Source organism: Paenarthrobacter sp. YAF11_1 (genome assembly GCF_052113445.1).
GTDB lineage: Bacteria > Actinomycetota > Actinomycetes > Actinomycetales > Micrococcaceae > Arthrobacter.
The window spans coordinates 1-1,017 of sequence record NZ_JBFRDF010000033.1 but is presented as its reverse complement, the minus strand read 5'-3'; the positions used below and the strand labels follow the sequence as shown (position 1 = coordinate 1,017).

Genomic DNA, 1,017 nt, shown 5'->3' with positions numbered 1-1,017 from the left:
CTGCGGTCTTGATGCCGACTCCCGGCATGGACATCAAGACCTGGGAAAGAGGGAAGTCATTGAGGAGCTTTTCGACTTCTTCTGCCACGATGGCATGTTGGTGTTTGCGTTCGTTGATCTGGGCGGTGACGCGGGGGATGGCCAATTCGGCGGCTCGGTGCCGATCACCGTGACGGTCTGCTCGCCCAACGCCGCGAAGACAGCGTCAACCAGGTTCACTGGGTCTTTCCGGCTGTGGTTCCTGGCCCAGCCCAGCACGTTGCCCCGGCCTGCGGCGCGCAGCCCGGTGGGTCCGGCGTATTTGATGAACAGTTCCAGTACCAAGGACCGCGTCAGCACAGTTCCAGGGATGGGAAAATCTGCAGCAGCAGGGAACGCAGGCGGTTGATCGCCCGGGTGCACTCGTGCGTCAGACCAGCGTCGGAGCCGGAGAGCACCTTCAGCGCCACGAGCACCTCACTGTCCCGGTCAACAGCGCGTAGAGTGTGCGGCATCGACCGAGCTGTCTCGGCGATGATGAACGCGTCCCTTGCATCTGTTTTGGACTTGCCCGGGTACAGATCCGCCGCCTTGCGTATGGCCAGGCCCGGTAAGTAGGCCACCGTGCAGCCGCAATCCCGGGCCACGGCTATGGGCAGCGCTCCGATGGTGTTGGGCTGATCGACGATCACCAGCACCCTGCCGTGCTGTTGCAGGTTGGTGAACAGTTCGCGCAGCCGCTCCTCGTCCTGGGGCAGGGGCTTGACCAAGACTCGTTCGCCGGGCCGCGTTCAGTGCCGCGGCGTGGTGATCGGATTTGCCAACATCAAGCCCGCAGGAAATCTCGTATACATCGTCCATCCGGCGCTCCTTTGCACCTCTATCTGGCCGCAGTCACGACACCCGATGCTGGCACCCACGTTACAAAGAGACCTGGCACCCGCGAAAGGAGCCGGCCGTGTCCCTATCAGCAGTCAACGCGTGCCTCCGAACCCGGCGACAACACCCCCCGGATCATCAAGTGACAGGGCAAGAAAG

1 pseudogene is annotated in these 1,017 nt (G+C 62.8%); it reads right to left on the bottom strand.

The features are described 5' to 3' along the window. Nucleotides 1–840: pseudogene (locus tag AB4Y77_RS22940) on the bottom strand (IS110 family transposase); the annotation flags it as partial. Nucleotides 841–1,017 lie beyond the last annotated feature (177 nt).